Source organism: Acinetobacter sp. SH20PTE14 (assembly GCF_021391555.1).
GTDB classification, from domain to species: domain Bacteria; phylum Pseudomonadota; class Gammaproteobacteria; order Pseudomonadales; family Moraxellaceae; genus Acinetobacter; species Acinetobacter amyesii.
The window spans coordinates 1,245,239-1,271,012 of the sequence record NZ_CP090067.1 but is presented as its reverse complement, the minus strand read 5'-3'; the positions used below and the strand labels follow the sequence as shown (position 1 = coordinate 1,271,012).

The following is a 25,774-nucleotide window of genomic DNA, read 5'->3' as shown; positions in this document are numbered from 1 at the left end:
ATGAAGCACGTCAGTGCTTCATTTCAACCACGACTCCATCTGGATACGTTACTCGAATATTTTCATGTCGCTCTTGCAGCACAATACGGTTAATCGGTGCGACTTCTGGAGATTGTATTAACCCGACCTGATCCGCTGCCCTTTTCTTTTGAAGCAAATAATCACTCATGGTTGAGCCTTCAAGCTGGGTCTCCTGAATGATCTTGTTATTACGATTAGATTTATGATTTGAATTTTTCTGCTGCTCTTCTTTGGGTTTAGCTGCTTCACTCTCAATAATATCTAAGGTTTCTTCACTAAACTGTTTTTTACCTTGCGTTTCATTCGACAAGCGTTGATCTGAAATTGAAGTACCCGCAAAAGCTATAGACTGAACAGCGATTAAAAAAATGCTACTAATAAGACTATGTTTTACCCAAGAACATTTAGGCATGGATGAATGAACAAGTTTCCGTCTAAAAAAATAATCGTGTGACATGGTGTCTTTCCTATTGTTGTTTTCATTGGCTAGTTGCCCATTGACGCTAGCAACTTTTCAACTGTTCAACAATGGCTAGGCCGCTGTGTTCCGATAAACTGAAAATCATAATTCTGTAGCCAAAAATACAAAACCGCCAATCTATGACGGTTTTATATTTTCAAACTTAACTACTCACTACTGGTTGCTTATTTCTTTTGTATAGCCTGACCAAAAAGCTTTTGACCGAACTTATATTGCATACTCATGACCATGTTATTGCCATCGCGCTTGCCTTGCCCTGATGTTTCAAAACCAGCAAACATGGCTTCGGCTTCCTGTCCTGACAAACTTTTGCCCTGTAATTGCAAAAAGTTATTCATGATTGCAGTCATCATATTTTTATCAAAACTTAAGTCTGCTTGAAAATCTAGTAAGCTCGGCACCATTTTAATAAAAGACTCCATTGAGGCATGGTGACCCGGCATGACTTTCCCCACGACATTTGCAGAGGCTTTACCTCCACCAATACTGATCGAGTTATCTTTAGATTCAAAATCAAAACCTTGGCTTGCGATTGCTAAGAAAGCTTCAGTCATTTCTTCACTTGATTCACCCACTGCATCGCATGAATTTTCCACCTGATGCAAAAGTTCACTAAATGCACGAACTTTATCTAGATTAACTTTATGTAATGCCAAATTTAGTGCGAAATCTTTCGTGACCGGTGAACCAGGGAAATCCATCTCATCAGCTTTTAAGTAGCCTTCAAAGTCCACATCATGTTTATTTAGTTCGGTCTCCCAACGCAATTGCATACCACGCATGCCGCCTGAGAACTTTTGATCTAAACGTTTGATAGAACCCGCTTGAATTTCAACAAAACCATTTTCAAGATTTTTCTGATTTAGACCTTGATTGGTCTTCATCGAAAAATTTTGCACCATGGTTTGCGTTGGACCTTCACTCAACCGAACCACAGGTAAATGGATTGAAAGCTCAGATACCTTAGTGGCTTGCCCCGGTAAACTACTAATCCGAATTTGCAATTGGCTTGCATCAGCTTGTACTGTTGCACCTTGTGCAGTCGTTTTAAATGCAGGAATCTGTAGATCTGTTTTACTTTGACCAATCCAATTGACCAACGTTTTTGCCGTTAAGTCCGTACCAAAAAGCTTGGCATATTCGGACGTACTTTGTTGTTGAACAATCTTAAAGTTAGAGTTGATGTTATAACCTTTCAACCCACGTTGAATCTGATCGGTACCCTTCAATACGATCACTTCTTTGGGTTTACACGGGTCTGTTTTCAGAGTTAATACCCAATCGACCGTTCCACCCATCAAACCCATTTGATAATTGCTGTATTTTACATCAACATCTTGTACAGCTGCTGACCAATTTTTCTGTGTATAAAATTGGGCAAGAGATTTATCTGCATATAAATTCCCTCCCACCACAGCTGCTGAAAGCACCACTAAACTGCCAATTCCCCACATCAATTTTGACATGTCTTTCTCATTCTGATTATTCTTTGCGCAGTATACTGAAGAACTCAGTTACATAAGTACACAATTAGAATGATATTAAATGATTGATTTGGCAGTTTTAATTGATTTTTTGATGGCTATCACTTTAACTATATACGCCCAGCTTCAAAATAACTTATACGTTTACGATCAAATGCGGCATATGGATTGCCTTTAAAACTATGAAAATAGTGCTTGGCTTTTAACACGTGAGAGGTTGTATTTTTCATCCATCCTATACGTGGGTCCTTCTCTGCCAAAGTGATGCAATAGGTTTCTTTGCCACGTCGCTTGGTCTGTTGCTTGGCATGAAAAATCAAACTTGCAAATACATCTAGATGTTCAGGATGACATAGTGGACTGTGCAGCATTAAATAATCGAAAGTTCCCTGAATTTTTGGCAGTGATAATACACCACGCACACTGGCGTAGGCATTATAAAAAGGCTTCATCAACTTTAATGAACGCGAATAGTCGATTACGTGGGTTTGTTTAAAACTCTTTTGATTCCATAATCCATAGAGTCCAACCAACTGATTGTGCTGATCATAAATCAAATAAAAATCATCCAGATTTAAGCCTGCCCAAAATGGATTTTGACCATCAACCAACGCATTAAAATCATAGCTAGGTAAAAAATTATAATGGTCTTTCATTTTTAAAATGAAATCATTTGCTTCATCTACACTTTCAGCAGTCAGCGTTTTAAATTGATATTGATTGAAAGTTTTTGGTTTCACTGCCTGTGAAACAGTATAGGTTCGGATTTCGTCATAAAAATATGGCAATGGAAAACCTGATCTTTCATGATGTAAAATACTAGCAGCGACAGTATTGGCGTTTAAAACTACACTTTCAAAAATCGTATCTTGCGGAATTTCATCGTGGACATAGTCCATTAATAAGCGCATGACTTTAGCACCACGATAAGCTGGATTCATTCTTAAATCGGCAACATAACGCATTAGGTCAGGCTGACCATTGATATAACAATAACGCCATCCCAAATTCATCATCGCAATCACGATAGATGGATCTTCCACAGGGACAACCACTTTTAAATCTGGTCGATTATACTGGGCATGGCTAGCAGCCAAATAACTCGGGTAACGTTCATAAGATAAGGTAATACCATTACTTGGCACAGTCTCAGCACTAATTTTCATTAGTTGCTCATCATCTTCGACAGTCGCATTTCGAACCGCAAACTTAGTCTCATTCTTTGAATGATATAGCGCCGTTTCATCGAACGGTGCATCTAACACATCGATATCCATCTCAATACTCAATTATTTTTGTTTTCATTTTCTTAAGCGGTTCAGGCTTAATATTCCCTTCAATCATGCCATTGTTCATGGCTAGTGTTTTGTAGTAGTCCCAAGCATCTTGTACATGTACCACTTCAGGTTCATCCAACTGCCCTAGATCTCGTGCCAATTCATAATGAAAATTATGTTTAAGCAAACGGTCTAGTGCTTGAGCGGATGGTTGTTTGTTTACATTGCCTTCACTGAGTAAAATATAGTGCGGTTTTTTAACCGAACATTGTTCGATACCTAAGATACTAATCGGCAAATAATCCGCTTGTTTAAACTCTGCAAGAACTTTAACTGCAGCATTGTGGTCGAGCTTTTCTCCGACCAAATCTACCGTCATTTTGCGACCTAAAAATTTGAAACATGGCACTTGCTGATAAAAGTCTGTGACTTCTAATTCATCATCAATCACATAACGAATTAATCCTGAACCTGTCGTGATCACAGGACTAACAATATCACCTACTTTCAGTTGCCACGATGGCACCACTTTTTGGCTGTCTTGCAAAATAAATTCATAAAAATGTGACTGATAACTTAAGGTAAAACGGTTTGCAAATGGAATCGTCACTACGCCTTCAGTTGCCCATAAACCTTTACCTTCAAATGCCACACCTGCAATTCGTTGCTGGAGTTGTACTGCCCACTGCTCTGCGCTCGCAGTATCCCAACTCGAAACCAGACTGAGTTTAGGCCACAGTTTTTTCCACGCCGTTGCTTTGGTCAAATCCAAGTCTTGTAAGCGATAGCATTGTTGACAAGATTTAGGAACTTGCAGAAAACTCAAACCCTCACGTTGCCATTGTCCAGTTTTTAAGACCTGCACAATTTCAGCTTGATGTTCTTGAATGATATCCAACAATTGCAAAGCAAATGTAGGACTCCATACCGAAATCATGCCTAAATGCTTATCTGCAACGAGATACACTGCGGTTGCAAACATGGCATCTTCGGCTGAATTCGCCATCGCAATTTCAGTTGGTACCGATTGGGTAATTTTACTCAGCACTCGCTTCGACAGATTAAGGAGCGCACTATCATCATTCAAATTACTATTTTCTAAAAGCTTTCGCTGGCTTTCAGGCAACCATGAAACCGACCAATAATGCGTTGAGTTTTTCAGTTGTGGATGAGTTCGGTATAAATTGGTGAGCCATAACCCAATAGCTTCATCTAGCTCATCTAAAAAAGCCTGAGTATAGGGAATGAATTTAATTGCTTCACTCGACCCACTGGTGGGTTGAAAACGGATAATTTTTTCAGGCCCCAAACAATTTTTGCCACTTTGTCTGGATTGTTCAATTTGGCTTTTCCAATTGCTATAACGAGAAAGCGGATACTTTTTGGCAAATTGCTCATAGCTTAAATTTTGCGAAATGTGCTGCTTTAAAAAATGACTTAATTTTTTACGTTGCACATTTTCTAGCTGATTTGCCTGCTGTGTATAGCGTTGAAATGCTTTACGGCAGGCAATATTCAAAACTTGATGTGCTGTAGTGAGAAGCAATCCCATTAGGCCACCTTCGAGTCTGAACCTGTCGCAATATGCAATGTACGAGACTTATAACGTAACTTGCTGTCATGTTTACTCACACTGGTGGTCTTGGTTAAGAATCGATTTACATAACGGTATAAATCGCTCCAACGTAATTCACCAATGCACGGTAGTTCAGTTCCATCGACCCACGTTGGGTTCTTGTCTTCAAAGAAAGCAATCTTGGTATTGTTTTCGCGCATCTCATGGGTGATTGGCGCAACATCTGCTTTGAGTGGCTGGTAGTCTTCGCCAAAATTCAGTAAACCTGTTTCATGGTTATAGTATTCTGAGAAATATTCTTTACAGTACGATTCGACAAAGTCTTTGAGATGGGCATTTTTCTCACCATAATGTGGATAGTAGCTGTAGTAGTTATTGGCTAAGAGCAGATAAGTTTTAAAGCCTTTAGAGATTAAAATCCAATATACAGGGGTTCTTGGATGACGAAATTTAAAACTAATAATATAACGGAACATTGCTCGGGTTAATGCACGATTCCCCCAATACTCTTTCTCAATAATGGTATCACCACTGAAAAAAGCATGTCGGGCTTTACCATCAACAATAAAGTCACGCTCCATAACCGTCGAGAATCCGACAATTTGATTATTTTTCGGTTCAATAATGAAAAAAACACCGGTTTTTTCTAAGAAGTCGCGTTCAAAAATTTCATAACGGGTATTGGCATAATACTTTTGGTAAATACCATACATGCGTTTGAGTTCTTGAACAGTGATGTCATCTGTACGTTTATATAAACTATAAGGTTCTTTTTTGATCTGCCTAAGCAGTTTAAATTCCATCATAATCATAATTTCCTGTTGCCATTCATTCATGATGAACGAGCGATATTGTTTTTGTTTTACAGAACACAGTCATCTCGTTGGATGTGGGCGGACGTCATATTAGTGGGTGAAAATGATGAAATGCAATGAACTTTACGTATTTAAACGAAAATTACGACAAGCGTAAAATTAAAAAACCCGGCCTAAACCGGGTTTCTGTTTTTACAACTGGATGTAGCAGATTTGTGCTTTTTAGTTGAGTTTTAACTTTTCAAAAGTTAGGTGATCTCCTTCCGCTTGAACGACAATCGTATCGCCCGGTTGGAAAGCACCTGATAAGATTTTCTGTGCCAATGTATTTTCAACTTGTTGTTGGATAGCACGTTTCAGAGGACGTGCGCCATACACAGGGTCAAAACCAGCATCGATAAGTAATTCAAAGGCACTATCTTCAACCGCCAAACTCATATCTTTATCTGCCAAACGTGAACGTAAGCGATCCAACTGAATATCCGCAATGCCACGAATTTGCGCTTTTTGTAAAGAGTGGAAAACCACCAACTCATCAATACGGTTCACAAATTCAGGTCGGAAATGTTCAGATACCGCAGCCATAACCACAGCGCGAACTTCGTCTTTCGACGGGTTTTCACCTAATTCACGAACATCGGTTGAACCTAAGTTCGAGGTCATCACGATCACGGTGTTTTTGAAATCAATCACACGGCCTTGTGAGTCTGTTAATCGACCATCATCCAACACTTGAAGTAAGATGTTAAAGACATCTGGATGTGCTTTTTCAACCTCATCAAACAACACTACACTATAAGGTTTACGACGAACAGCCTCGGTTAACACACCACCTTCTTCATAACCCACATAGCCCGGAGGCGCACCTACTAAACGGCTCACAGAATGCTTTTCCATAAACTCTGACATGTCGATACGAATAATCGCATCATCACTGTCAAATAAGAAGTTACCTAGAGCTTTGGTTAACTCAGTTTTACCTACACCTGTTGGCCCAAGGAATAAGAATGAACCACTTGGGCGGTTTGGATCGGATAATCCTGCACGAGAACGACGCACCGCATTTGATACTGCTACGACCGCTTCATCTTGACCGACTACACGGTTATGTAAGAACTCTTCCATGTGTAAGAGTTTTTCACGTTCACCTTGTAGCATTTTTGCAACAGGAATACCTGTAGCTGCACTTACCACTTCAGCGATTTCATTTTCAGTGACTTTGGTACGAATCAGTTTCGGCTCTTCATTCACCTCCGCAATTTCTTCTTCATTCAAGCGTTTTTGCAACTCAGGAATGACTCCATATTGCAAACGGCTCGCTTCTGCTAAATCACCTTCACGTTGTGCTTTTTCAAAGGCAGTACGTGCTTTATCTAACTCAATTTGAGCTTGATTCGTTCCGTCAACCAGACGTTTTTCCGCAATCCACACTTCTTCCAAATCGCTATATTCTTTTTGAACTTCAGCAATTTGTTTCTCCAAATGCTCAACTTCAGCCTTCGACACCGAATCCGCATCTTTTTTTACGGCTTCAAGTTGCATTTTTAACTGAATTAAACGGCGGTCTAAACGATCAAGTGGCTCTGGTTTAGAGTCAATTTCCATTTTGATTCGTGATGCTGCTTCATCAATCAAATCAATGGCTTTATCTGGCAACTGACGGTCTGTGATGTAACGGTGCGACATTTTTGCCGCAGCAATAATTGCAGAGTCTAAAATTTGCACACCATGATGGGTTGCATATTTGTCTTTTAGACCACGTAAAATCGCAATGGTGTCTTCCACGCTCGGTTCATCAACAATCACTTTTTGGAAACGGCGTTCTAATGCCGCATCCTTTTCGATATATTGACGGTACTCATCTAAGGTGGTTGCACCTACACAGCGAAGTTCGCCACGTGCCAACGCAGGTTTAAGCATATTCCCTGCATCCATTGCACCATCACCTTTACCTGCGCCAACAAGCGTATGTAATTCGTCAATGAAGAGAATGATCTCGCCATCATATTTGGCCAAATCTTTTAGAACGGCTTTAAGTCGCTCTTCAAATTCACCACGGTATTTTGCACCTGCAAGCAATGAACCAAGGTCGAGTGAAAGTACACGTTTACCTTTCAGACTTTCAGGAACTTCGCCATTGACGATACGCTGTGCTAAGCCCTCAACGATTGCAGTTTTACCCACACCCGGCTCACCAATCAATACCGGGTTGTTTTTACTACGGCGTGATAAAACCTGAATGGTACGGCGAATCTCTTCGTCACGACCAATGACCGGATCTAGCTTACCTTCTAATGCACGTGCATTGAGGTCTAAGGTATATTTGTTGAGTGAATCACGTTGATCTTCGTGGTTATTACTCATGACTTGTTCACCGCCTCGTATTTGTTCAATTGCACTACGTAATTTATCTGTCGTTACGCCTACACTATTTAATAAGGTTTTGGTTTTACCCGTTTCAGCTAAACCGAGAATCACCCAATCTGTAGAAAGAAACTCATCTCCAGCTTTTTGCGCAAAACTATCGGCTAAATTTAGCGCTTTGACTGCTTCAGGATTTAGGTTGATGTCCCCTGTCGGCGTAGCAATGGTGGCGGTATCCTGTAGGGCTTGCTGAAGTTTGGTTTTTAACTCAGGAAGATTAGCACCTGCCTGTTGTAACAAGCTTTGGTTCGAAGGCTCTTCAAGCAATGTCGAAAGAATATGGATTCCTTCAATGGCTGTATGGTCTTTCCCCATTGCTAAAGATTGGGCATCGGATAATGCTTGCTGCAAACGGTTTGTGAATTTTTCGAATCGCATTCTTGTTATTCCTCACAACAAATTCTGTACTTGAAGCATATATGGGAGTCATATTTAAAATTTCAAATACATTTTTTAAATATTTTTCAATGAGTTAATTTTAAGATAAAGATAAATCTCAATTATAATATTGGTATAAATAGAATACTTTTCAAGTCATTTATTGAAGAATTTAGTACTTTATTATATTGTTTAAATACATATGTATTTTTAGGCAATTTTCTTGTCAACTCAACTGACTTTCTGACAATAAAATTCAATGATTTTCCATTTGCTTAAATAATACAAATGTCAAAAAAGCCCACATTTACATGCAGGCTTTTGCTTAATCCACTAAAAAGTTCAGCTTAAGGTGCAGGATTTGGCTGTTGGCGATGAATAGCTTCAATCCCTTTTAAAATGTCTTCTGATAAATTCACCTCAAAAGCATCAATATTTTCTTTCAACTGATCTAGATTTGTCGCACCAATAATTGTACTGGTGACAAAAAATTGCTGCTTAATAAATGCTAGTGCTAACTGTGTCAACGTTAAACCATGCTGTTCAGCCAATTGTGCATATTGTTCTGTTGCCCATTCACTCTCTGCATTTGAATAGCGGCTAAAGCGTGAAAATAATGTCACTCGAGCATTGGCAGGACGAACACCATAACGGAATTTACCTGTTAGATAACCAAATGCTAAAGGTGAATATGCCAATAAGCCCACGCCTTCGTAGTGTGCAATTTCAGATAAACCAATTTCATAAGTACGGTTCAATAAACTATATGGATTTTGCACACTGACAATTTTTTCTAAACCATGCTTTTCTGCAAGTTGTAGGAATTTTAAAGTTCCCCATGGTGTTTCATTGGAGAGTCCAATAGTACGAATTCGGCCTTTTTTCACTTCGTGACTTAAAGCAACCAATGTTTCTTCTAAATTAGTAATGGTTTGCGTACTGTTTGCTTCGGCATTGCCATAACCCAATTTACCGAAAAAGTTGGTTGGACGTTGCGGCCAATGCAACTGGTATAAGTCAAGATAATCTGTTTGTAAGCGCTGAAGAGAATGATCCAGTGCAGACTCAATTTCCGAAGCAATAAATTTAGTTTGCCCGTCACGAATATGACTACCGCCTTGTGACGGCCCTGCAATTTTTGAAGCTAAGATTAATTTATCACGTCCACCGCGAGCTGCAATCCAGTTACCAATAATAGTTTCAGTTGAACCTTGGGTTTCAGGTTTCGGTGGGACAGGATACATTTCTGCAGTATCCCAAAAGTTAAGACCACGCTCTAAAGCATAATCCAGTTGCTCGAAAGCTTCTGCTTGGGTGTTTTGTTCACCAAACGTCATAGTGCCTAAACAAATTTCTGGAACTAAAATTCCGCTATGTGCCAATGGTTTAAATTGCATGCCACAAATTCCCTCTTTATTTTAAATATCAATATATAAGTCACGAAGTAGCTTACCTAAGATATCGGCTTTGTTTAAATCATAATTTTCTGTTTATTTGTCAGAAAATGTGAGAAAAGCTTGTTCAGCTATAATGGTGAGAAATGAATAGACATAAAAAAAGCAAACCCCTGAGTTTGCTTTTTTTTATTTAGAAGAATGATTATTCTTCGTCGTCAAATTCGTCAGAAGCCAATTGACTTTTATCTTCAAGCGATGCATCAAAAATTAGAATCGCTTTACCATCAGTTTCAATCATGCCTTGCTCTTCAAGTGTTTTTAGAACACGACCAACCATTTCACGGGAACAACCCACGATACGACCAATCTCTTGACGAGTAATACGAATCTGGCGACCATTCGGCAAAATCATTGCTTCAGGTTGTGAAGATAAATCAATTAAGCAACGTGCAATTCGACCTGACACGTCAATAAACGCAAGGTCAGTTACTTTACGCGTCGTATTTTTAAGACGGCGTACAAGCTGTGCAAATACCGCATAACTTAAGTCTGGGTATTGTTTACTTAATTCATGAAAGTTTTCATAGGTAATCTCAGCAATTTCACATACATCTCGCGTACGCACTTCTGCAGTACGCTGTGCATTTGCTTCGAATAGACCCATTTCCCCAAAAAAGTCACCCGCATTTAAGTACGCAACCACAATTTCACGCTCATCATCTTCGCGTAAAATGATAGATACTGAACCCTTAAGAATTAAATACAAAGATTTAGATTCTGAGCCCGCATCAATGATTGTTGTACGTTTTGGGTAACGATTGATATATGCACGTTTTAATAATGCCTTCACCGACTCAGGTAACTGCCCCGGAGATAGCGCATCTGTGCTAAGTTGTGAAAAGTTTGAAGTCATGCTAACAGTTTCCGAATATGGATAATTTATAGATCGCACAAGACCTAAAGTGAACTTGTCACACGTAAGAGTTGAAATTCCTTATCAACTCAATTTATGTTAGTGTACAGGTACTGCGTAAATTTATAGCTTTTTTTAGGGACTTGCAATGCAAACTAGTGTTCATTGGCTAGAGAATGTTGCTTTTGAAGCAAAAACTCAAAGTGGTCACACTGTTATGATGGATGGATCACAAGAATATGGCGGTGAAAACCGTGGTCCGCGCCCAATGGAACTGATTTTAACAGGACTTGGTGGTTGTGCATCTTTCGATATTGTGACGATTTTAAAGAAAGCACGCCAAGGCATTACCGATGTTCGTTGTGAATTAAATGCAGAACGTGCCGACACTATTCCTGCTGTATTCACTAAAATTCATTTGCACTTTGTAGTCACTGGTCATGGCGTGAAGGAAAAGCAAGTTGCAAAAGCGGTTGAACTTTCTGCTGAAAAATACTGTTCTGCTAGTAAAATGCTGATGGATGGTGGTGTAGAAATTACCCATGACTTCGAAATTTTAGAAACTGAAGATGCATAATTTATTTGTTCAATTAAGAGCCGCATAGAATGCGGCTTTTTTGTTTCAAATAATCCGCTATAGCATACATTGTATAAAGCACTGCTATATAGTCATAAACGCAGAAATATGAGCCAAAGAAGTTTGGCTTAATCACTTAAACAATCAATATCCAAATTGATGTATTTGCACATAGATGCATTTACACCCAATTCCATCTCATGATGATTTTACGACTCAATCCATATGAATCTATTCAAGCCAAATACGATTGAAAACGATTGCGAAGAACACCTTACATATAAGTAGATTTGATTTAACTATAGTCTTAATAACACTTTAATTAGGGTGTGTTGACACTTTTAGCTTAAAAAAATAGCGAAGTAGTAAAATCAAATCGCCAAACCCAATTTTACTATTCGCTATGCCTCGTACCATGCTGACAGATCAACACTGGCAAAAGTTGAAAGTTATTCTGCGTAATTTATCCATTCACCACAACTCAAATTTACGCAATTTTATTGAAGCTATTCTCTATAGAATTAGAACAGGCTGTCCGTGGCGAGATATTCCTTCTTGTTTTGGTCATTCAAACTCTATTTTCAAACGTTTTAATCGTTGGTCAAGCAGCGGTAAGTTACTTAGATTATTCAAATTACTAGCCTTATGCCCCGATATGGAGTGGATTTTTATTGATGGCTCTCATGTGCGTGCTCATCAACATTCTGCCGGCATATCGAATCAATCTATTTCTAAAAGTGTAGGAGGAAACTCCTCAAAAATACATTTGATTGTTGATGCACATGGCAATCCTATTGATTTCATGATTATCGATGGAACCATACATGATGTTAAAGTTGCACCTGATTTAATATCAACATTAGATTTAAAAGAGACATAAGTGGTATGCGCAGATAAAGGCTATGATTCAGAACCACTGCGTGAACAGATCAGGAAAACAAGGACCAAAGCGAATATACCAAGGAAAACGAATAGCCAATCGAACAATGACCATATGGACTGGTATTTATATAAAATCAGGCATTTAGTTGAAAATATGTTTTGCAGATTAAAGGAATTTAGAGGAATAGCTACTCGATATGACAAGCTCAAAAGGAATTATCAAAGTTCTGTTGCTTTAGCCTGTATATTTTTATGGCTACCTTTATAGGGTTAATTATGAACAGTAAATGTCAACAGACCCTAATAATTTCAGATAAAAAAAGCAGAATCATTTTGATTCTGCTTTTTGAATTTGGTAGGTATAAGCAGACTCGAACTGCTGACCTCTACGATGTCAACGTAGCGCTCTAACCAACTGAGCTATACACCTGAAGTCCAAGCATCATATTCATTTTTATTTTTTATGACAAGCCCTTTTCTGAGTTTTTTAAACTTTGCGTACAAGTTTTAAGCAAAGTCTTAAAACATTGAATATCTTGAGAACTTAGCGCAGTACCTACATAAATTTCCTGCTCAAATAACCTAATAGCTTGTTCAAATGAACCCCTTTCCAGTTCAGGTATATTTTCAGCCAAGCGTTGTAGCCAATGCCTAAAACTTTCAGAAGCCCCTTTTTGCTGGCTTAAAGGTAAATTCTTAGCGAATTTGGCTATTTCTATTTCGAGAGGACTTAGACTTTTTCTTTTTTTCCACAAAATCCATATAAAATATAATGCAACAACGCCACCAATACTCAATACAAGAAGTAACCCACCTGCATAAGCAGAATTTACCCCGAGCTTTTTAAACCATTGTTGCTGTGATTCAGCATTATAACCCACCACTTTGCTTTGCCATTGGTAACTCGCATAATCACTCCATACACGGACTTTTTTCAACATCGAAAATTGTTGATAGGCCCAAGTCGACTGCTGGCTCCCAAAAATTGTCCGATCTTGTTCCATATAATCCTGCATCCCCCCATCGATACGCTGCGGTGCGATCATGGCCGTCGGATCAATACGACGCCAATGTTGATTGATATAAACCTCTGTCCACGCATGTGCATCAAGTTGACGAACCTCCCAACTTTTTCCATCTGGTGCTAATTGACCACCTTGATATCCCACGACAATACGCGACGGTACGCCAACATAGCGCATCAACATTGCAAAACTTGAAGCAAAATGTTCGCAAAAGCCCTGTCTTGATCCAAATAAAAAATCATCTATCCGATTTTGCCCCAATACACCTGGGCTTAAGGTATATGCAAAGCGATTTTGTTTATACCATTGCAAAACTTCGGCAATATAACGCTCGGGATTTTGATGACTTCGCTGCCATAAAGTTTGGGCCAATTGTTGTGATTGAACATCCAAGTGTTCAACATAGCGAGTGTTTATTTTTTCAAGTAAAGATACATTTTTTATTTGTGGCGGCTCTGCACTTCCTAACCATTTTAGTTGAATCGGCTGTGTACGTGCTGTTAATCGGTAGGGTGTAATTCGACCATCTTGACCTAAAGCAAAACGTGCTTCATTGGGAACGGATTGCTCCAACGACATAATCCACATCACAGTTGGGTCGGCAGCCAAATATTGATAATTCAACGCCCGCTTGGTTTTTAACTCGGCTGGATTCAGCTGTATAACGTTCTGGTTAAAAAAATGACTGGTCCATTTAGAACCATCATATTCATCTAATGCCATCGCCCGCCAATACAGCTCTGTACGAGGTGGCAAGGCTTGAATATCACCGATTATACGAAATGCCAAGCTACTCGACTGTGATAACTCAGCAATATCGCCCGGAGACATGCTGTCACTGATTCCTGTTGTGGCTTTATTTTCAGGAATAGGAATATGCCATAGCGGCGGCAGGCGTGGAAAAAAGAGAAACAGTAAAATAAAGAATGGAACAGCTAAGGCAATAAATTTACCCACATGCCCAATATCTTGTTTAATCGCTTGTACTTCACCGACTGAGTTTTGGCTAAAACCAAAGGTCTGTAAACGGTATAATCCAATAAAGCAGCTCAACAACGCCAACAAAATGACCAATGCCATGGCAAAAGACTGGCTAAACAAAAAACTACTGGCAATCACAAACATCGCAAAGTTAAATAAAATAATTACATCACGACGTGTTTTTGTTTCTAAAGATTTAGCAAATAAAAATGTACTAAGTACTGTAACCCCTGCATCAACACCAATAAATGTTTTATGACTTATGTAAATGCTGAATAAAGCTATCAATGTCAGCACATAGGTTAAAATTTTAGAAAATGGTTTTTTACTGGCGCGGGTATTGAGTAATAAAAAAAGCCAAATGACTAAAAATACTAATGATGTCACCACTGGTATATAAAGCATTTGCGCAATGAGCACCAAAGCTAAAGTGAGTAGTATGGAGCGGCGTATGGTATTTTCAATCATAAATCAAGCCTGCGCCAATAACCGTTTAGCTTCGGAAAAATGCAGTGCTCCAGTGCCTGATGCTAACTCAGCATTAGGTAAATACAGTGCATATTGATCGTGATTTTGCTCAGCCTGCTCGACCAAACCCATCATAAGGCTAAGTTTTTCTTCATGACTTTGAGCTGGCATATAGTGATAATGAATCTCCAATTTCTTTAGATCTTCATATTGTTCAAAGACTTTCACATATAAGCCTTGTCCTCGTGCTGCTTGTTTCCAAGACACCGCATGAAGTGAATCCCCCGTCTGAAAACTCCGTAATTCGCGAAATTCATCAAGATCAGGTTCAAAGTTTTGCTGTTGTTGCTTATTTTCAACGGAATGCCAACTGGCTTGAGGTGCAACCCACGCTGGTTGCTGTACGTACAAATACGTCCAGGCCCGAACCAAACCAAAGGGATAAACACTATAAATTTGTATAGGTGGAATCTGAAAAACACCGCGTTGGCTGGTTGTAAAATTTAATTGAAAGCAATGCTGTTGCGTATTGAAAAATAATTTATGTAGCTGATTTTCCGTTTTAATCCACAAATATCTAGCCTGTTCAGCATCTTGCTTAAAGTAAATATCGACCGAAAGTAATTCACCTACTTGTGGGGTATCAACAACATTTATTTGAATCTGCAACGCATGAAGTTGCTTAAAAGTTATATAGAAACTAATACACAGTACAGCACTAATTAAAAAACAAAAGCCTAAAATCAAGTTATTGGCATAATTCACACCAGCAATAAAGGTGATGAAAATTAACACCAAATACAAGTAGCCTTGCTGATAGATAAAGATCAAGACATCTTTTTGAGTCAGCTGTTTATGCTGATCAATTTTAAATCGACGTTCAATCCATTGCTGCAACATCGAAGCCAAGGTTCAACTCCTTTATTGAATCGAAACTTGTTCTAAAAGCTTAAAGGCTTCAAGATCTGACAACCCAATTCGATGAGATACCACAGCTGTAAACACCGCTTGCACATCGTCAGGATTCACATAATTTCGCTGCTCAATCAGCGCATAGGCTTGCGCAGCTTTCTTTAAGGCTAAAACACCACGAGTAGAAAGACCATGTCTCCCTTTACGTGTTTCAGCAGCAAGATCCAAAATGTAATCCATTAAACGATCACTCAGATGTATCTGCTCGACAAAGCCTTGTAGTTGTAAAATTTCTGATTCATTAAAGATATGTGCTAATGCCGCAATCAGATCATGGCGTGAAGTTTGTTGGAGCAATAATTTCTCTGCCTGACGCGATGGATAACCTAAAGACAAGCGCATTAAAAAACGGTCCAACTGGGACTCAGGTAGCGCATACGTACCGCTTTGAAATAGTGGGTTTTGTGTCGCAATCACCCAAAATGGTTGAGGCAAAGCATATCGCACACCATCAACCGTCACATACCCCTCTTCCATCGCTTCCAATAAAGCACTTTGGGTCTTTGGACTACAACGGTTGATTTCATCTGCCAATAATATTTGGGTAAAAATTGGCCCAGATTTAAACTCAAAATGATGTTCTTTTTGATTAAACATGTTTACCCCAATCACATCGCTGGCCAGCATGTCATTGGTAAATTGAATCCGTTGAAACTTTAATCCCGCTAAATGTGACAAGGCGCTAGATAATGTCGTTTTGCCTAAACCAGGTAAGTCTTCAAATAGCACATGCCCGCCTGCCAATAGACAAGCTAAAGCCAATTTGGTTTGCTGATTTTTATCCAAAATAATTTGGTTAATTTGTTCGAGGAATGTATTTATTTTCGGGTAAAAAGGCGCAAGGCTCTGCTCACTTAAAAGCGTTGATGTATTATTTTGTTGGCTTTTCTCTGATCCCCAAAACACCTTTTATTCCCCAATAAAAAAGTTAAATGAATGACTAACATACAGGGTTTTATTTAAAAATACAGTGTTTATCTCCAAGCCATACCCAGTTCAATACCTTAAATACATACCCTTGATATTTATTGAATATACAAAAGGGTTGTTTTCGCTTCGACTGCTCACAAATCAGCAATAAAAAAAGCGTCCCGAAGAACGCTTTTTTCTTAGATTTTTAGCTCGAGTCACTGCATTAGCAAGGACACTTCTTCATGTCACCACCAGCTGATGGATAACGTGCATCTACACAGTGACGATAAAATGTTTTTGCATCCATTGCTTCCAAATCAGGATGATGTTTTGCCATATGTTCCAAATAGTTTTGGTAATCTGGCACACCCACCATCAGGCGGAAGCTTTGCTGTAAACGTTGCCACAACTTCGCAATACGTGACCAATTTTTCGGGTTCAGAATTAAATCCTTCTGCGACATAATGGTCATTTTAATGATTTTATAAATCACCGTTTTTCCACTTTTTGTAAACTTCAGGTTCATTCATATTCCCCTATTAATGTGCTGACTTTGACGGATTAATTTCAGCTGGGTCACGGTAAATCGCTTCTGCTTCATTCACCGATGGATTTGGATTTGCCAAGGCACGACGCACCACACCAATCGCTGCAAATAACATCACAAATGCCACGATCATAAAGAATGCACAAAGACCGGCATTGATTTGATTCGACAATGCAACCGTATGCATTTCAGCCATGGTTTTCGCAGGTGCCAACAATTCATTTTTCGCAATGGCTGCATTAAAACGATCTGCTTGAGCCAAGAAACCAATCTTTGGATTTTCGTGGAAAATCTTCTGCCAACCAGCGGTCATTGAAGTAATAAACAAGAATAATGTTGGGATAATCGTTACCCAAACATACTTTTGTTTTTTCATCTTGAATAAAATCACTGTACCCAAGATCAATGCCATCGCAGCAAGGATTTGGTTACCAATACCAAATAGCGGCCATAAGCTATTAATACCGCCAAGTGGATCCACCACACCTTGGTAAACGAAGAAGCCCCAACCTGCAACAGCCACCGCTGTACCTAACAGATTTCCGAAGAAGTTATGTGAGTTTTTAACCGCAGGAATCACGATACCCACAGTATCTTGCACCATGAAACGACACGCTCGCGTACCTGCATCCACAGCTGTTAAAATGAACAGTGCTTCGAATAGAATCGCAAAGTGATACCAGAACGCCATCATTGAACGGTTATTGAAAATTTCCGTAATAATGTGAGCCATACCAATCGCAAATGTTGGTGCACCACCTGTACGAGACAGAATCGAATTTTCACCCACTTCTTGTGCAAGTAAGGTCAATGCTTCAGGTGTGACCACGAAGCCTAATGTACGAACTGCTTCTGCAGCAGACTCAACCGTTGTACCAATCACAGCTGCTGGTGCATTAATCGCAAAATACACACCAGGCTCAAGAATCGTTGCACAGACCAAAGCCATAATCGCAACAAAAGACTCCATCAACATGCCGCCATAACCGATCATGCGAATATCTTTTTCATTATTCACAAGCTTCGGTGTCGTTCCTGAAGAAACGAGCGCATGGAAACCTGAAATCGCACCACAGGCAATGGTAATAAACAAGAATGGGAACATTGAACCAGCAAATACAGGACCTGTACCATCAATAAAATGCGTTACCGCTGGCATTTTCATTTCAGGTAAAGCAAACATAATCCCGATTGCTAAACCTGCAATAACACCAATTTTTAAGAAGGTCGATAGGTAATCACGTGGTGCAAGCAGTAACCAAACAGGTAATACTGATGCCACGAAACCATAACCAATCAACCACCAAGTTAGTTCAGTACCTGAAAGTGTAAAGAATGGCCCCCAGTACGGATGCTGTGCAATGTCGCCACCATAGATAATCCCAGCCATCATCAGTACAAAACCAATGATCGACACTTCTGCAATTTTACCCGGACGGATAAAGCGCATGTAGATACCCATGAAAATCGCAATCGGTACAGTGGCAGCGATACTGAAGACACCCCACGGACTGTTGGTCAACGCTTTGACAACCACCAAAGCCAGTACCGCTAGAATGATGATCATCACACCTAGTGCGCCAAGCATCACGATGATTCCGGCAAAAGAACCCAGTTCTTGTTTTGCCATTTCACCGAGTGAACGACCATCACGACGCGTCGAGATGAATAAGACTAAAAAGTCTTGAACCGCACCTGCGAGAACAACACCCACTAAGAGCCAAATAGTTCCCGGCAAATAACCCATTTGCGCAGCAAGGATCGGTCCGACTAAAGGACCTGCACCTGCAATCGCGGCAAAGTGGTGACCAAATAGAACACTTTTATTGGTCGGCACATAATCCAAACCGTCAGCTAAGCGATGGGCAGGCGTTAAACGTCGCTCATTCAGTTCAAAGACTTTATTCGCAATAAATAAACTATAAAAACGATATGCAATGCTATACACACAGATTGCTGCAAGGATCAGCCAAACTGCATTGACATGCTCGCCACGACTGAGTGCTAGTATGCCGAATGAAACGGCACCTAGAATGGCTACAAACAGCCAGATAATCTTCGAAGCCATTCCTGACTTCGGTTGAATGTTTTCCATCTCAATCCCTCATAAATGTTGAAATAAATCAGCTTGATTTTTCTTGTTCGAGGTACTGCTGTTTCTTCCCTTGAAACTCTACTCCTGTTATAGGTTTTTTCATCTAATACTTTGGAATAAAAATTTAAACCAATAGGTATAAAAAAAGGGATGAATCACTTCATCCCTTTCGATAATAGTCTATTTTTAAACCATTATGCACGTTCTAAATAGTCACCAGTACGAGTGTCTACACGAACGCTTTCTTCTTGCTGTACGAATAATGGAACACGTACAACTGCACCAGTTTCAAGCTTAGCCGGTTTACCGCCACCGCCTGAAGTATCACCACGTACACCTGGATCAGTTTCAACGATTTTTAATACAACGAAGTTTGGCGCGCTCACAGTTAAAGGAACACCGTTCCAAAGCATGATTGTGCAAAGTTCATTTGAGTCATCTTTCAACCATTTAGCCGCGTCGCCCATAGCAACTTTATCAGCAGCGATTTGTTCGAAAGATTCTGGGTCCATGAAGTTCCACATTTCACCGTCGTTATACAAGTAGTTCATTTCAACTTCTTGGATGTCAGCAGCTTCTAGTGAATCACCAGATTTGAAAGTTTTTTCTAAAACTTTACCAGTTTTAAGGTTACGTAATTTTACGCGGTTAAAAGCTTGGCCTTTACCTGGTTTTACGTATTCGTTTTCCATGATTGAACATGGGTTACCGTCAAGCATGACCTTAAGGCCTGACTTGAAATCATTCGTAGAATAATAGGCCATGACTGGCTCACTCCAAACTTACTAACTTTAATCTATAGATGCTATGGGCTGTAACATGTCATTTAGCAAGTACTGACTGTAACATTGGCTGCCACATGCACATTAATGTGATATTGCGTATTCTAAATGACCAATGCACCATGTCGCAACGAAAAAATCCCCATTAAAGGGGTCAAGCTGCTTAACTTACACTCAGACATTAAAGAACTTTGTTTATACAATGCCCACAAACAGGTAAAATTGCTGTTTACTGAAACTTAATAAATATTTCGTAGGCTTCATCCGTTCTAAGCTTTATCGGAATTTTTTCAGCTTAAACATCAAAGTTCGACGCATTAATTTCAGCAATATTCCCTACTCACCTTTCTGCATTTTTTAAACAATCGGCATGATAAACTATTTATTTCAAGAGCAAAACTGGCAAACCCAATTGAGTGATTTGATAACAAATCCTCAAGAATTACTCGATGTATTAGAACTTTCGCATGATCAGTTATTATCGGGTGCTCAGTTCGCAGCAGATGAGTTTCGCCTACGTGTGCCGCGCGCTTTTGTCGAAAAAATGCAAAAAGGTAATCCGCTCGATCCGCTTTTACTGCAAGTCCTACCGCATCATTTGGAACTTGAAGAACACGCCGGTTTTGTCACCGACCCTTTAGGTGAAGAGCAGGCTAACCAACAGCCAGGAGTATTACATAAGTACAAGTCTCGTTTTTTACTGACTTTAACCGGTGCCTGCGCGGTCCATTGCCGTTATTGTTTCCGCCGGCATTTTCCATACCAAGAAAACCTGCCTAAAAATGACGATTGGCCAAACATTAAACAATATATTGAACAACAACCCGATATTAATGAAGTGATTTTAAGTGGTGGAGACCCGCTCACACTATCAAATCGTAAACTTCAAGTGTGGATTGAACGTTTATCGACTTTGCCACAAATTAAATTTTTGAGAATTCATTCACGAGTTCCTATCGTAATCCCCAACCGTGTCGATGAAGAGCTGGTTTCTATTTTAAAAAACAGTAGGCTACGCATTATTCTAGTGGTACACTCAAATCATCCATCAGAGCTAGATGACTTCACGTGCAGCCAGCTTCAACAGCTTGTCAAACAAGGAATCACCGTGCTGAACCAAGCAGTCTTATTAAAAGGGGTTAATGATTCTGCAGAAGTATTGGTCGATTTGAGTTACCGCTTATTCGACGCAGGTGTAATGCCATATTATTTGCATGTTCTGGATAAAGTAAAAGGTGCTCATCATTTTGATACACCAGCTCAGGATATTGATTTAATTTATAAAAAAGTTTTAGAGAACCTACCTGGTTATTTGGTTCCTAAACTTGTACGGGAAATAGCGGGCGAAAAAAACAAGACACCGCTTTTTGGGGCTTCAACTTTTTGAGTTAAATAATAAAGATGACCACGCATACTTCAGATACGTTTTACAATCCGACTGAATTAAAGCTGGATAAATTAAGCTTTTGTCCGACCAATGCTAAAGGTCTACAAGAGTGGTTAAACGGTATTTCAATTTTACAATTGGGTACCTCATCTAAAGCTTTATTCAATGCCTTACTTGAAATCTCCGAGCTGAAATGCCAAGAGATGTTACGTTTTGATTTGGTTCAAATTTTACATCCGACTATGGAAAGTGTGCTCACAAGCTTAGAAAAACACTTTACCAATCAAAGCCTCATTACCACGGATCGTAATGACCAAATCATTGAATTGGCGATGCTTTTACGCAGTCACTTTGCCAAAATCTATATTGATATTGCCAAACGATGTAATCAGCAGCTTAATCAACAAAAGTTTTCGATTTTTTCATTCGGCCATAAAAAAAGCTTACAAACCGCTCGAATTGCATCAATCTACTATGCGTTGCAACAACTGACACTGTTGTTGTATCAACAACATATGTTGTATGCCACACCGACTGCAGGTCAATGGATTGCGGCACATCAACTGATTGAATGTGCCATTGAACACAATTTCTATCAAAGTAATGTCAATCAGTTACTGGGTACTCAACATCAAATTGCAAATATTGCTCAAGCTTATGCACAATTAATCTTATTAGATATTTTCAATAATCATCAGATTCGCCCAGCTGAAATCCAAGGTTTGTATTTATGTAGCTTTGACTGGGCAAAATTGGTTCAAATCCTACCGAAAGAAACCACGCTTTCACGCTATGTTGTAGACACGAAAAAAGATCACCCACCGATTTATAACTCAAAACAAGATCGGTCTTATCAAGCCAATGTATACATTTCAACGCAAAACTTGCTCGATCATTTGACCGAAACGCAAACTAGAAATGCCAATTATTTATCTAAAAATGAAAAGTTATTTTTAACTCCAGCGCTATATTTCCATATTCATAATATTTTGACCAACAACACTGAACGTCGTCATGAACGTTATGAATATTCTGCGCAAATTAATATTTGCTTTAGCTTAATGGTGGCGCATTTCTATCTCTCTAAAGGTAAAAACTTCCACGAAACTTTAGATTTGGAAGGCAATTATCAATTCCACAATGAAGCCTCTTTTGTCAATTCGCATGATTCAAATATGCCAACAGGCATGACTAATGCGAAAGCGCTAGATCGTGAAGCAAAACAGATTCATACCGCTGACGTATTAGATATTAGTGTGAATGGTTATCGCATTAAATGGACTGGCCCTACCCCTGCTAATTTAAAAACCGGCGAATTTATTTTGATCCAAGAAAATGCTCAAAGCCAATGGCGTGGCGGTGTTGTTCGTTGGATCAAACAATCGACTGAAAAAAGTTTGGAATTGGGTCTCGAAGTACTGGCTCAAGATTTGTATCCATGTTCAGCCCATATTCGTACCGACCGCAATACAACAAATCATCAACCTGCTTTATTGGTACAGACCACACAACTTGATCAAGTGTCTACGACCTTAATTTTACCTGGGGCAAATCTCTTCCGAGAGAAACAAACGATCCACCTTCGCTTAGGCAAAGAAGACATCAAAGTCTATCTCACCAAAGCGCAGTTGGTGACGCAAAGCTTTATTCGCTTTGAATATGAATTATTGAATGAAGAGCAAGAAAATGTCGTTAAAGACTATATTGCAAAACAGAGCAATGAGATCAAAAATAACGACTTATGGGAAGCATTAAAGTGAGAAATCCATTACTATCCAAAAAACTAAAACGTACGGAAACTCGATTACTCATTATTGATGATAATCAAATACGTTTTAACCAGATACGTGATTTATTGACAAACAGCGAACATCAAGTTCATGCCATATTACTTGATGATTTACAAAATTTCGAAAAACAGCTGAATCTCAATTGGGACTTGATCATTTTTGGACGTGCTTATGATTTAAAATATGAACAAGCTTTAAGTTTAGTTCAACTATCGAGCCAACCGAATTTACCGATTATTTTACTTAAACCTGAAGACTATCAAGCAGAACAATATGCAAGTTTAGTCAAAAAAGGGATTTATGACATTGTCGATATTGCTGAACCTGAGAGTTTCTATTTTGGTTTAATCCGTGCTTTATCCTTTAGTCGCCTACAACAATCGCAGCAACATTTAATGGAAGAGCTCGAAACAGCTCAAATCCAAACCCAGTCTTTAGTTGAAGATAGTCGTAAAGCGGTTGCCGTGATTCAAGAAGGCATTCACATTCAAGCCAATGCTGAATATCTCACTTTGTTTGGTCTAAAAAATGAAGATGATGTAATTGGTCTGCCTTTACTCGATCTATTACAACCTACTGACCTCAACGACTTTAAACAACGCTTTAAAAAAATCAGCCAAGGACAGCTCGATTTAGGACGTTTTGATCTCGTTTCACAAAATATCGCAGTGGCTGGGCAAAACCCACTAAAACTCGAATTTATTGCCTCGGCTGAAGAAGATGCTTTACAGCTCGCAATTGAAATTGGCAGTCAAAGCAGCAATGCTGTAAGCAATGCTCAAGTTGAAGCTAGCCCACAAAAACCAAAAGCATTTCAACAACTCAACCGTACCATTGCTCAGCAACCTGCTAATGTAAATGCATTAGTTCTATTTACATTGGCTTCTTGTTCTGATGCGATTTTTCAAAAAGATTGGAATACTTATAAGAGCTATTTCACCAATATTAAAGACTTCTTGAAAGATCAGACTCATGCTCCATTATTTAGTTTAGATAATGGTGCAATCGTTGCTTTATTCCAAGCGGATAATCAGCTCAAACTTGAGTCTAAGTTGATTGGTCTTAACACCCTGAGCAAACCTCAATTACTCAGTGTAAACAATGAAACTTATCCATTAAATTTACGCATAGGATACAGTGTTTTAGACAGCGATATTCGTGATGAAGCACATTTTGATACCTTTATTGCGAAAGCCTTTAATACTGCGCTACCAACCAACCAACAAGCACCTGAAATCGACTTAACTATTCCATTAGAAATTGATATTCCAAGTTTGGATTTTGGTACACCAGAAGCGCAAATCGCACCGATTGTCGTTAGTGATGAAGCTCCTATTATCAAGGCCCTTCGCAACTGCTTAGAACGCGGTGAAATTCATCTTAAATATCAGCAACTGTATGATAAAGAAGATTCACATCTTTATACTTATGAAGTAACCAGCGGCTTTATTTTTGAAAATAAATGGAAAGATATCGCCCAACTACGTGAATTGGCTGAAGACTCAGAGCTATCCATTAAATTGGATCGTTGGATCTTGGTTGAATCGTGTAAACAGCTACACAACTTTATTACTCAGTTCCCTGAAGCTAAATTAATCGTTAACCTGAACAAGGAAGTGCTATATAACGACCGCACCTTCCCTGAGTTTATTTCAAAACTCATTACGATTATTCGTAGTAAATTGAAAAATCCGTTAATTTTACAATTTGCAGAAGAAGACATTCAGCTCAATATTGATGCGGCTCAAAAAGCATTTATTGAACTTCGTAAAAATGGTGCCGAACTGGCTTTACGTAATTTTGGTCATTCGATGTTTAGCGAATCATTATTACGTCAAATGGATGTTCACTGCTTAACATTAGATTCAAGTTTGACCAAAATGCTTGCAAACGATAAGTCATGCCAAGAGCTGCAAGAAAAAATTACCACTTATCATGAAATCAAAACTGTTGAAATCATGCTACGTGAATTAAATGACATGACCCTGTTTGCCAATGCTTGGAATGTTGAGGCTCGCTTTATTCAAGGCGATTATTTCCAGAAGAAACTCGACCATCTCATTGATGTTCAGGACCAATAAGGTTCTGAACATTGCCGATTTAAGGTTTATCTTTTTATCGGCACAAAAAAACGGGCATAAAGCCCGTTTTTTCGTTTTGGATATTAACGTTTGATAGAACGTGACATACCAGCAAAACGTTGTTTGAATTTGTCGATACGACCGCCAGTGTCAACGCTTTTCTGTTTACCAGTGTAGAATGGGTGGCAAGCAGAACATACGTCTAGGTAAATAGTTTCTTTACCAAGAGCTGAACGAGTTTCAATTACGTTACCGCATGAACATGTAGCAACTAAAGTTTCATATTTTGGGTGAATATCGGCGCGCATCGTCGATTACTCCTAAGATTTAAGAAGGTTTAGCTGTCATCGCAATTGATCACTCTTGCATCACTACAAGGAAGGCTTAAAAAAGCAGACCAACACCATAACAGACCATTCTTTTGGCCCACCGAGACGGATACCGCCAGAGCTAAGCACAACAAGTTGGGGCAAATTATAGCTGATTTTTTATTGTTAATAAATAGATAT

19 protein-coding genes, 1 tRNA gene and 1 pseudogene are annotated in these 25,774 nt (G+C 39.1%); 5 read left to right on the top strand and 16 right to left on the bottom strand.

The genetic code is table 11. The features are described 5' to 3' along the window. Positions 1–10: 10 nt before the first annotated feature. The 8 genes from LXF01_RS06210 to crp form a co-directional block, all read right to left on the bottom strand. Positions 11–478 (bottom strand): hypothetical protein, encoded by a 468-nt coding sequence (locus LXF01_RS06210; RefSeq protein ID WP_180084797.1) that lies wholly within the window; start codon positions 476–478, stop codon positions 11–13. A 188-nt stretch (positions 479–666) separates the two neighbouring features. Beyond that, on the bottom strand, positions 667–1,968 hold the full coding sequence (locus tag LXF01_RS06205) for a DUF945 family protein (RefSeq protein ID WP_233945208.1): 1,302 nt from the start codon (positions 1,966–1,968) through the stop codon (positions 667–669). 128 nt (positions 1,969–2,096) lie between these two features. Next, a complete protein-coding gene (locus tag LXF01_RS06200; RefSeq protein WP_233945207.1) occupies positions 2,097–3,263 on the bottom strand; it encodes a GNAT family N-acetyltransferase in 1,167 nt (388 codons plus the stop codon). A 1-nt stretch (position 3,264) separates the two neighbouring features. Beyond that, entirely contained in the window at positions 3,265–4,815 is a 1,551-nt protein-coding gene (locus tag LXF01_RS06195) for a GH3 family domain-containing protein (RefSeq protein WP_233945206.1), read from the bottom strand. Continuing rightward, positions 4,815–5,651, bottom strand: a complete 837-nt coding sequence (locus LXF01_RS06190) for a hypothetical protein (protein ID WP_306441826.1) — start codon at positions 5,649–5,651, stop codon at positions 4,815–4,817. The genes LXF01_RS06195 and LXF01_RS06190 overlap by 1 nt, the downstream gene beginning before the upstream one ends. A gap of 225 nt (positions 5,652–5,876) precedes the next feature. After that, positions 5,877–8,456, bottom strand: coding sequence for an ATP-dependent chaperone ClpB (clpB, locus tag LXF01_RS06185; protein WP_180166121.1), 2,580 nt, complete (start codon positions 8,454–8,456; stop codon positions 5,877–5,879). A 347-nt stretch (positions 8,457–8,803) separates the two neighbouring features. After that, entirely contained in the window at positions 8,804–9,853 is a 1,050-nt protein-coding gene (locus tag LXF01_RS06180; RefSeq protein ID WP_233945204.1) for an NADP(H)-dependent aldo-keto reductase, read from the bottom strand. 202 nt (positions 9,854–10,055) lie between these two features. After that, the gene (gene crp / locus LXF01_RS06175; RefSeq protein WP_180004890.1) at positions 10,056–10,766 is read right to left on the bottom strand and encodes a cAMP-activated global transcriptional regulator CRP; all 711 of its coding nucleotides are present in this window, start codon (positions 10,764–10,766) and stop codon (positions 10,056–10,058) included. Between the two features lie 148 nt (positions 10,767–10,914). Here crp and LXF01_RS06170 point away from each other — a divergent pair, with 148 nt between their 5' ends. Both LXF01_RS06170 and LXF01_RS06165 read left to right on the top strand, forming a co-directional pair. Next, positions 10,915–11,343 carry an OsmC family protein gene (locus tag LXF01_RS06170; protein WP_180116761.1) on the top strand — a complete coding sequence of 143 codons (429 nt, stop codon included), beginning with the start codon at positions 10,915–10,917 and terminating at the stop codon, positions 11,341–11,343. A 403-nt stretch (positions 11,344–11,746) separates the two neighbouring features. Further along, positions 11,747–12,512 (top strand): annotated as a pseudogene (locus LXF01_RS06165) (IS5 family transposase). 66 nt (positions 12,513–12,578) lie between these two features. Here the strand turns inward: LXF01_RS06165 and LXF01_RS06160 are convergent. The 7 genes from LXF01_RS06160 to efp all read right to left on the bottom strand — a co-directional run bounded on the left by LXF01_RS06160 (position 12,579) and on the right by efp (position 19,989). Continuing rightward, positions 12,579–12,655: transfer RNA gene (locus LXF01_RS06160), tRNA-Val, on the bottom strand. Between the two features lie 31 nt (positions 12,656–12,686). After that, on the bottom strand, positions 12,687–14,699 hold the full coding sequence (locus LXF01_RS06155) for a transglutaminase family protein (RefSeq protein WP_233945203.1): 2,013 nt from the start codon (positions 14,697–14,699) through the stop codon (positions 12,687–12,689). A gap of 3 nt (positions 14,700–14,702) precedes the next feature. Continuing rightward, the gene (locus LXF01_RS06150) at positions 14,703–15,599 is read right to left on the bottom strand and encodes a DUF58 domain-containing protein (protein WP_233945433.1); all 897 of its coding nucleotides are present in this window, start codon (positions 15,597–15,599) and stop codon (positions 14,703–14,705) included. Positions 15,600–15,620: 21 nt separating this feature from the next. After that, a complete protein-coding gene (locus tag LXF01_RS06145; RefSeq protein ID WP_233945202.1) occupies positions 15,621–16,577 on the bottom strand; it encodes an AAA family ATPase in 957 nt (318 codons plus the stop codon). A gap of 229 nt (positions 16,578–16,806) precedes the next feature. Continuing rightward, on the bottom strand, positions 16,807–17,109 hold the full coding sequence (locus tag LXF01_RS06140) for a YbdD/YjiX family protein (protein WP_180026450.1): 303 nt from the start codon (positions 17,107–17,109) through the stop codon (positions 16,807–16,809). A 13-nt stretch (positions 17,110–17,122) separates the two neighbouring features. Continuing rightward, positions 17,123–19,225: a carbon starvation CstA family protein gene (locus tag LXF01_RS06135; protein ID WP_233945201.1), complete on the bottom strand. Its 2,103-nt coding sequence runs from the start codon at positions 19,223–19,225 to the stop codon at positions 17,123–17,125. Positions 19,226–19,419: 194 nt separating this feature from the next. Further along, positions 19,420–19,989, bottom strand: coding sequence for an elongation factor P (gene efp / locus LXF01_RS06130; RefSeq protein ID WP_067762759.1), 570 nt, complete (start codon positions 19,987–19,989; stop codon positions 19,420–19,422). A gap of 388 nt (positions 19,990–20,377) precedes the next feature. Between efp and epmB the strand changes: the two genes are divergently transcribed. Genes epmB through LXF01_RS06115 form a run of 3 tightly spaced genes read left to right on the top strand, consistent with a single transcriptional unit; the run spans position 20,378 to position 25,265 of the window. After that, the gene (epmB, locus tag LXF01_RS06125) at positions 20,378–21,394 is read left to right on the top strand and encodes an EF-P beta-lysylation protein EpmB (RefSeq protein ID WP_078191830.1); all 1,017 of its coding nucleotides are present in this window, start codon (positions 20,378–20,380) and stop codon (positions 21,392–21,394) included. A 14-nt stretch (positions 21,395–21,408) separates the two neighbouring features. Next, the gene (locus tag LXF01_RS06120; protein ID WP_180021984.1) at positions 21,409–23,154 is read left to right on the top strand and encodes a GTPase; all 1,746 of its coding nucleotides are present in this window, start codon (positions 21,409–21,411) and stop codon (positions 23,152–23,154) included. Next, complete coding sequence (locus LXF01_RS06115) at positions 23,136–25,265, top strand: EAL domain-containing protein (RefSeq protein WP_233945200.1); 2,130 nt, start codon at positions 23,136–23,138, stop codon at positions 25,263–25,265. Before LXF01_RS06120 ends, LXF01_RS06115 begins: the two co-directional genes overlap by 19 nt. A gap of 83 nt (positions 25,266–25,348) precedes the next feature. Here LXF01_RS06115 and rpmE read toward each other — a convergent pair whose 3' ends face one another. Next, positions 25,349–25,573, bottom strand: coding sequence for a 50S ribosomal protein L31 (gene rpmE, locus LXF01_RS06110; RefSeq protein ID WP_078190165.1), 225 nt, complete (start codon positions 25,571–25,573; stop codon positions 25,349–25,351). Positions 25,574–25,774: the final 201 nt, after the last annotated feature.